This is a genomic window from Streptomyces sp. NPDC059524 (genome assembly GCF_042749255.1).
Classification (GTDB): Bacteria; Actinomycetota; Actinomycetes; order Streptomycetales; family Streptomycetaceae; genus Streptomyces; species Streptomyces xanthii.
On sequence record NZ_JBHYTK010000083.1, the window covers coordinates 25,851 to 33,811 of the forward strand.

Annotated in this window: 7 protein-coding genes; 2 read left to right on the plus strand and 5 right to left on the minus strand. The window is 68.6% G+C overall.

The window, feature by feature from the left end; translation table 11 throughout:
• Positions 1–168 precede the first annotated feature (168 nt).
• The 4 genes from ACFW9D_RS22725 to ACFW9D_RS22740 all read right to left on the minus strand — a co-directional run bounded on the left by ACFW9D_RS22725 (position 169) and on the right by ACFW9D_RS22740 (position 3,186).
• Entirely contained in the window at positions 169–951 is a 783-nt protein-coding gene (locus tag ACFW9D_RS22725; RefSeq protein ID WP_384624235.1) for a hypothetical protein, read from the minus strand.
• The gene (locus tag ACFW9D_RS22730; RefSeq protein WP_384624237.1) at positions 948–1,532 is read right to left on the minus strand and encodes an RNA polymerase sigma factor; all 585 of its coding nucleotides are present in this window, start codon (positions 1,530–1,532) and stop codon (positions 948–950) included. Before ACFW9D_RS22730 ends, ACFW9D_RS22725 begins: the two co-directional genes overlap by 4 nt.
• Before the next feature lie 118 nt (positions 1,533–1,650).
• Positions 1,651–2,181: a hypothetical protein gene (locus ACFW9D_RS22735; protein ID WP_384624239.1), complete on the minus strand. Its 531-nt coding sequence runs from the start codon at positions 2,179–2,181 to the stop codon at positions 1,651–1,653.
• 99 nt (positions 2,182–2,280) lie between these two features.
• Positions 2,281–3,186, minus strand: a complete 906-nt coding sequence (locus ACFW9D_RS22740) for a hypothetical protein (RefSeq protein WP_384624241.1) — start codon at positions 3,184–3,186, stop codon at positions 2,281–2,283.
• A gap of 720 nt (positions 3,187–3,906) precedes the next feature.
• On the opposite strand from ACFW9D_RS22740, the gene ACFW9D_RS22745 reads away from it, so the two are divergent.
• Positions 3,907–5,103, plus strand: a complete 1,197-nt coding sequence (locus ACFW9D_RS22745; RefSeq protein ID WP_384624242.1) for a serine/threonine-protein kinase — start codon at positions 3,907–3,909, stop codon at positions 5,101–5,103.
• 825 nt (positions 5,104–5,928) lie between these two features.
• On the opposite strand, the gene ACFW9D_RS22750 is transcribed toward ACFW9D_RS22745, so the two are convergent.
• Complete coding sequence (locus ACFW9D_RS22750) at positions 5,929–6,852, minus strand: alpha/beta hydrolase (RefSeq protein ID WP_384624244.1); 924 nt, start codon at positions 6,850–6,852, stop codon at positions 5,929–5,931.
• 106 nt (positions 6,853–6,958) lie between these two features.
• Here ACFW9D_RS22750 and ACFW9D_RS22755 point away from each other — a divergent pair, with 106 nt between their 5' ends.
• On the plus strand, positions 6,959–7,591 hold the full coding sequence (locus ACFW9D_RS22755) for a TetR/AcrR family transcriptional regulator (protein WP_384624246.1): 633 nt from the start codon (positions 6,959–6,961) through the stop codon (positions 7,589–7,591).
• The last annotated feature ends 370 nt before the right edge of the window (positions 7,592–7,961 follow it).

Consider the following 7,961-nt stretch of genomic DNA (forward strand, 5'->3'; position numbering starts at 1 on the left):
CTGCAGGATGATGTACGTGGTTGGCACCGTCGTAGTCTTCGATCAGCTGGAGCTGCACCGCGCTGTTCCCAGCGGAGCAGGCGGTGACGGGAGCAGAGGTCAGCTCTGGGCCAGCGGCAGGCCGATGACTGGGGGCCCGGTTCAGGGCTTGGATGAAGAGGGCGACTCTTAGGATCGACCGCCCGGCCCCTTCGACTGTCCGGGCTTGGCGCTCCTTCTCTCCTCGCCCTTGCCGCGCTTCTCCCTACTGTTGGCCTCGCCGTTCTTCCTGCCCTCATTGGTCTTCGCAGGTGCCGACTGGGTGTCGTTCGTCGATCCGGTCAACCGGGCGCAGTATCGCGCGACCTGCTGTTCACCACCTGCGGCACGGACGAGCCTCTGCCACGCCGGGACCTTCAGTGCGTGGGCTCGGCCCTTGCCCTTCTCAAAGGCATGACAGTGCGCCTCGATGTCCTTCGCACCGCCAGGGTGCGACGGGGAAGCGGTCGGCGGCGCCCCTGTCGTCGTGGGCATGGGCGTCTGCTGTCCTCGGTCGGGGCCGTGCGACGGAAGAGAGCTGCTACTGCTTCGCACATCGGAAGCATGGTGCCGCGCCTGTGTCACGACACCGATGGAGGCGACCGCGATGCCACCGAGCAGGGTGCTGGCCGCGACGGTCAGGGCACCGGTCCGCGTCCAGCGTTGCCTGCGCGTCACAGGGCCCCACCTGTCCCGGCGCCGAGTCCTCAAAGCTCCACTGTCCGCCGCGCGTGCGGCGCGGAAAGCGGCGAGGGCGGCCTGTTCTCCGTCCTTGCTCACGGGATGGTTCCGCACAGCCTCACCGAACCGCTCGGCGATGTCGTCCAGGTCGTCCGTGCCGTCTCGTTCCGCGGTGGAGTCCTGATGGGGTGCAGCCTCGGGGCGGTGAGCCTTGCCGCTCAACTGATCGTCTCCGTTTCGGTGGGTGCTCATCCCTGCTCCCCCAGCCTGCGCGTGGCCGCCGTGAGTGTCGCGTCCCTCGTGTCGAGGAAGCCGGCCAGGCTCTTCAGGCCACGCCGCTCCAGCACCCGTACGACGAGTTTCGGCCTGCCCAGGACGCGCGCCGCAGCCCGTTCGTCGAGACGCACCGCATGGCGGAGGAGTATCACTTCCGCCTGGGCATTGGGCAGACAGGAGATCCAAGCGCCGTCAGCTGCGGCGTCTACCGGCGCAAGGGCGCTACGGTCTGTGAGCCCTTTTGCCGGGCGAGACGGTACGCCCCGTTGTCGCCGGTGTCGGCGAACGTGTCTCCGGGCTATGTTCGCCGTCCAGCCGCGGAAGCCGTTTCCGTCGCCGCGAAAGCGTGCAAGGTCGCGGGCTATCTCGCGCCACACGGCGGCGGCCACCTGGTCGGCGCCTTCGCCCACGAGTCCGCGCAGGTAGCCGTCGAGGCCCGGCTGGACCGCTCGATAGAGGGCCGAGAAGGCCGCCTCGTCACCGTCCTGGGCCCGTTCGACCGCAGTGCTGAGCGCCAGGTCGTCAGCCGACCACTGAACGCGCTTTCTTCTGCCCACGATCGATCCGTCCCCCATCGGCCGAACTACGCCGTGGAGCGTACGACATGTCACACAGGCTGCCCAAATAGTGGGCGGCCTGTCGACACTGCAGTCCGCATACCTCAGTTGGCCGACTTCACGCTCTGTCAGACTCGCTGTCCCATCTGGGAGGAACCGCCCAGGAGGGACGGGGCTTGGATGTCGCCTGCCGTGACCGCGGTGCGCGATCGTGGCCGGGACGGAAGGCCGCGGCGATGGAAGAACGCGGCAGGCCGGAGGCCTGATCGGGTCGCGCCGGCGTGAAGTGGGCCACCTCGCTCAGGGGCATGCCGAGCAGATGCCCGGCATCACCCTGACTCACATGGAGCTCGTCCACGAGTTCGTGAACAGCGGCGGCGATCGCCTCATTCTCTGCGTCGAGGGCGGCGGCCCTGCGGCGCCGCGCTTCAGCCACCGAATTGAGAAGCGGGGCGAGTTCGGGCACCAGTATCGACAGTTCGATCACGTCCGGAGAGACTCCGACGGCCTCCGCGACGAGGCCCCGTGCCAGCTCGTCCACCCTTTCAAGGGTGCGGCACTGGGTGTGCAGGCCGAGATCAGGGATGTCGAGGGCCCACAGGCGGCCCATCCGATGCAGCCGGACTTCGTATGCGTAGTGCGGACTCATGAGTTCTGTGTCCTCTTCCTTCCCACGGCCGACGCCGATTGCTGACGGGCCGGCGCATGCCAGTGCTCGCTCTGCCGAAACCGCTTGTCGCAGGTCAGGTCAGCCGACGCACAGGCCGAGCAGGCAGACCTCCACCGGCGAGGTCGACGTCCGCGAAGGGCTGGTGGGCTGAGAGGTGTCGGGTTCGGCGTCCTCGTCTGCGGAGGGTGCCTGACGCTGTCGCTCTGTCGTGCCGGCGCGTTCAGGGGCGGTGGCAGCCGCGGCCGGCGTGGTGCTCTGCGCCTGGGGAGCCACCGATTCAACTGGGTGACGGGCAGGCTCGGAGGGTTCGGGCCGGACGACCGGTGATGTCGTGCGGGTCGGCGCTGGAAGGGACTGTTCCCGGGGCTCGTTCGATATCAGGGGACGGGCGGACGGAACGGCAGTTGCCGACTGGTGGGGGTGTTCAGCGGTCACCGGCGCGGTCCTGGCGTCCTCCTCGTACTCCTTCTTCTGCTCCGCGCCCCGGTTCGGGTTCTCCGGGGCCGTGGCCGCCTGGACCCGGTCGGTGGAGTGACCGTCCATCGCGGCGATGGTCAGCCCACCTCCCACCAGCGCGAACGCACTCGCGACCGCTGCGCGCCGCTTGTTCTTCCGCCACTGGGCAAGTTGACGGCGGCGTGCCGCACGCCCCTGCCGAGCGGGTGGCACTTGCTCGACGTCGGGGATCGCGTGCGGGGCCGTATCCGTGGCGCTGCCGTACTCCACATCAACGTCCAGCGGGCCCCCCGTCCAGGCGGCGGCGATCGCATCATGCGCGTGCGCCGGCGCATCCGGTCCGGCACTCGGCACGGACCTGTCCGAGCCGATGCGGCTGCCGACGGCGGTCGGGGCGATGTCCGGGGCGTAGGCGCCGCACCCGGGGCACACCAGGGCACCGTTGAGATGCCGACGGCATGATGAGCAGTAATCCATCTCTGCTTTCTGACCTTCCTGGTTCGACGCACCGCTGGCCTGCCTGACCACGGCTTGATCCTGGGTGAGAGGGGGTGTGGGTGTGGCCGGTGCTACGGCGTCAGTACCGGTTGAACCGTCCGGCGATCGCGTGCCCGATCGCCAAGTAGAGGACGGACGGAAGCCCATGAATGAGGACTGCTCGTAGCCAATCTCTTGGCTGATTCGCGTCGAGAAGGAACAGCACGATCCACAAACCCAACAGGCCTGCACACGCCGGATCGACAAGCGCCCGGCGGCGAGGAACCAGGTCGATTTCTCACAGCAATATCCGATCTGCGGAGGTCGTGACGTTCGTGCGTCCTCGAGACAGGGCATACGGACCGCACCGGCCGACACCCCACTCCTCCCTTCTTCTGCGTTCCATATGCGCCGCAGCGTTACACCGGAATCCGAGACGACGTAAACCCCGCCAACCGGCGCCGGAATTCGGCTAACTCGTGTCCGATTCATGGAGAAAACGAGATCACTGCTTCACGGAAATGATGCCTTCGCGTCCACTCTCCGGCCCTCGTGGCACTCCCGACCTGTCCTCCCACGGCCCGGCAGAGCGGCTGGACGTGTGACTTCGGTTCTCCCAGGGTGTGACATCCGCGAGCCGCAGAGCGCTGTAGAAGTGGGCCGACAGGGGCTGGTGGGGCGGGACAGACGCGTCCCCGGGCTGGACGGCCAGGAATCGCTCCCTCACCACAACTGCCAGCCCTATGGATCTACGAGCAGGGGACGACCGGGGTGGGTGTGCAAGGGCTGCTGGCGGACCGCTATGAGCTGCAGGAGTTGCTGGGGCGCGGTGCGATGGGCGAGGTGTGGCGGGCCCACGACCACCTTCTCCAGCGGCCCGTCGCCGTCAAACTGCTGCACGCCCAGGACGCGGAGGGCGCCGCGCGGTTCCGTCGCGAGGCCCAGATCGCGGCGCGCCTCAACCACCCCAACGTCGTGGGTATGTACGACTTCGGCTCGCACCATGACCAGCCCCATCTCGTCCTGGAGCTCGTCAACGGCTGGAACCTGGCCCAGGAACGTTCCCTTCGCCGCGTCCTGCCACCCGCCGAGGCCGCGGCCATCACGGCCCAGGTTGCCGCGGGACTTTCCGCGGCACACGAGCAAGGGGTGATCCACCGGGACATCAAGCCGGCCAACGTGATGCTGTCCGACGACCGCACGGTGAAGATCACCGACTTCGGCATCGCCCGCTTCGCCGAGGAGTCCGCCGGCAACCTGACCGCCACGGGAAAGATCATCGGCACGGCCGACTACCTGGCGCCGGAACGGGCGCTGGGCCGCCCCGCACTTCCCGCGTCCGACGTCTACTCTCTCGGCTGCGTCTTGTACCAACTGCTCACCGGGCGCGCTCCGTTCAGGGGCAGCACATCCCTGGACGTGGTCCAGCAGCACGTCAGTGCCACTCCGGCGCCACCCGCACTCCTGCGCCCGGACATCCCCCAGCCCCTGTCCGACGGCGTGATGCACATGCTCGCGAAGAACCCGGCCGACCGGCCCACCGCCCAACAGGCAGCGACATGGCTCGCCGCGCAGAGCAGGATGCAGACACCGGCCGAGCACCACAACACCGCTCCGCGCCCCCCTGCCACGCCCCTGCCTCCAACTCCGCGCGCCGGCGCCCATTCCCGGCCCGGCATCCGACGCAGACTGACATCCAGAGCAGTGCTCGCAGGGGCCGGCCTCGCCCTGTTCGCCGGGGCAACGGCGGTGGGCGCCTCGATGAACTCCGGCACCAGCGCTCCCCCTCCCCCGGCCTCCCCCTCACCCACCCACACGACAACACCGCCTCCAGCCCAGACGTCAGACGCCACACCGTCGTCTGCGCCCCCGTCCACCAGGCCGCCCACCCCAACCCACGTCGGTGACGCGGACGGCGCCTGGTCAGCGAAACACAAGGGGAAGAAGGGCCAGAAGGGAAAGAAGTGACTCGCCGCAGACTGAGTCACTGATGGATGCGTCGCATCGCTGAAGTCCGCCTCGCCCCGACTCCTGGCTGCCGACCGCCGCAGAAGCTGCCGGGCCAGGCGCTCCTCCCCTGTCGACCACCAGGTCGTGTCCGACAGCGACCAGCTCCACCGCACGCGGGGCCCAGAACTACCCCACGTGCGGCGGATCGAGTGCCGCCTGTGCCGTGCGGCCGGTACACGACGATCGGCGACCCACCGGCCATATCACCATTGTGCGCCTGCAGCAGCGCGCACGCAGACTCCCGTGATCTGCGTCGACGACCGGCTCCCAGGGCACGTGCCTACCGATGGCAACCAACGGCACACCCTGCGCACCTTGGCAAATGGGCTGCGCGCTGGTCTCGACTCCACCGGCGGCTCGCCTGTGAGTCTTCCCCTCGGGCGGGAGGCACCCTCGGCGCGGAGGCCGGGCTCAATCAGCCCTTCCGGCACGACTGAGCGACCAGGAAACCGGGTGCGGGTGGCCAAGGTAGGGGAACTCGGCCAGCCGGTCGGTGTGCGGGCCGATGTGATCGTCCGTGATCTTGCCGCCAGAGACCATGGCAAGACGGGCGGAGGTGACGTCGTCGTGAGCTTGCGCCCGTTCTGATAGGCGGCCGCCCGGCGGCGGTCGAAGCGGAGCACGTCCGGCAGGACGGTGCGCAGGGTCTTCTCGGCGTCCTCGGCGCTGTATCCGCCGGTGGTCTCGCACTTCTCGCTGCTGCGGCCAACAGTGGGCCTCTGCAGCGCAGGGTGGCTTTGTTCGCGAGTTGCATGCTCATGAACAAAGCCAGCGGGGTGTTGATCACGCGATTGAAGCTTCACCGGGACCTGGTGCGGGGCTGATGGGGACGTGCCGCGCCAGGAAGGCGAGCTGGTCCTTGACGACGCGTTCGAAGGGCTCGCCGAGGTAGATGTCGAAGTGGCCCTCGGGGTAGAGGCGGACCTCGCCCCGCGGGGCCCTGCGGGCATGGCGCAGGGTCGCCCGCGTGGGGGCCACCGTGTCGTGCTCGCATACACAGAACAGCACCGGGCATGCGATCTTCGCAGTCTGGCGGCCTGGCCGGTAGCGGATGATGTCCAGGGCGATCCGTGCCGCAGCCTGGTTGGCGAACGGCGCCTCGTCGGGCACCAGGGCGAGGTAGCCGGACTCGGCGTCCGCAGCGGTCATCAGGGCGGCGGATCCGGGCGGGCCAGCTGTCGCGACCATGACAGGCGGGCGGCCCAGGCGGGCGCCGACCACGTCACGGACCGCGCGGGCCATTACCTTCACCGAGCTGTCCGGGCGCATCGCCAGGGCGGAGGCGACACCGTCTGTGAACAGGCCCTGGGCGATCACGGCGTAGACGGCCGGGTCATGGGCGGCGGTAGCCAGCACATGGCCGCCCCCGAAAGAGGTGCCCCACAGCACCACACGCCGGGGGTCGACCTCGGGCCGTGAGCGTGCACAGGCCACGGCCGCCTGCCAGTCCTGAAGTTGCCGGCGGACGCTCAGGAGTTGGCGGGGCTGGCCCCCGCTGGCGCCGAAGTGCCGGTAGTCGAAGACCAGGCAGGCGTATCCCGCGGCAGCGAAACGCTCGGCATAGGCATCCAGACGCATTTCCCGGACACCGCCCAGGCCGTGCGCCATCACCAGGGCCGGGCGCGCGTCGCTTGTCTCCGGTAGGTAGAGCCACGCATGGCATTCCGTGTCCCCAGAGGGAAACGTCAGATCGATCCGGCCGGTCATCGGGCCTCCATGAGGGCGGCAGGGCCCCGAGGCCCACACCATACTTGGAACCACTTCCAATATTGGAATCTAATCCAATATTATGAGGCCGTAAAGTAACAGGGTGATGACAGACAAGGTCACCCGGGCAACCCGCCGCGCAGCCGCCACCCGGGCGTCCATCGTGGAAGCGGCCGAAGAGCTTCTGGCCGAAGGCGGCCCCTCGGCCCTCACCCTGGAAGCCGTCGCCGAACGCGCCGACGTCGCCATGCAGACCGTGTACAACCGGGTGGGTGGACGCTCCGCCGTCCTGATCGCAGTCGCCGAGCGCGCCCTCGAAGACAACCGGCAGTACATGGACGCCGCCTACGCCACCCCCGGCACCCCCCAGGAGCGCATCAGGGCCGCCGCAGCCGCCTACGCCCGCTTCGCCACCGAACGACCCCACCAGTTCCGCCTGCTCGCCGACCCGCCCGACGAACCGACCGCACTCGAACACGTCGCCGACCTCGTCGAAGAGCAGAACGCCAAACTCGCCGAAGCCCTGAGCGACGGCATCGCCGACGGATCCATCGCCCCCGACATCGACCCACACACCGCGGCGACCGCCCTGTGGGCCACCATGAACGGCCTCCTCAGCCTGTCCTGGCGCGCCGATCGGCTGCGCGCCGAGCCCGGACAACTCGACGCCATCATCGCCACCGCAGAAGCAATGACCTTCCACGGACTCATCCGGCCTCGACCCACAACAGCCCCATGACACGCCCGGAGCTTCCCCAGCCCGTAAGCAGCCACCGGCTCAACAACGAGGCCCCGCTCCGCAACCTGCTGAATACCCTTCTGGGCGACGAGCAGAGCCGGCGCAACATCGCCTACTACCGGGGCACATGACGGCCTGGACGGCCAGGCATCAGCACGACTGCAGCACTCCCCCTGTCGGCGTAGGCCGGAACGGGCTGAGCACTTCAGCGTGTACGCCGACAAATCAGTGCACCACTGCTTCCGCGGCGCCATGACAAGACACGTCTGCGGGGACTAGGCCGCTTCTTTTGGATCACCTTGCCGACCAGATGAAGATGGCGGCGAGGTGGAGTCCGGCGAGGTAGATGGTGGCGGTCTTGTCGTAGCGG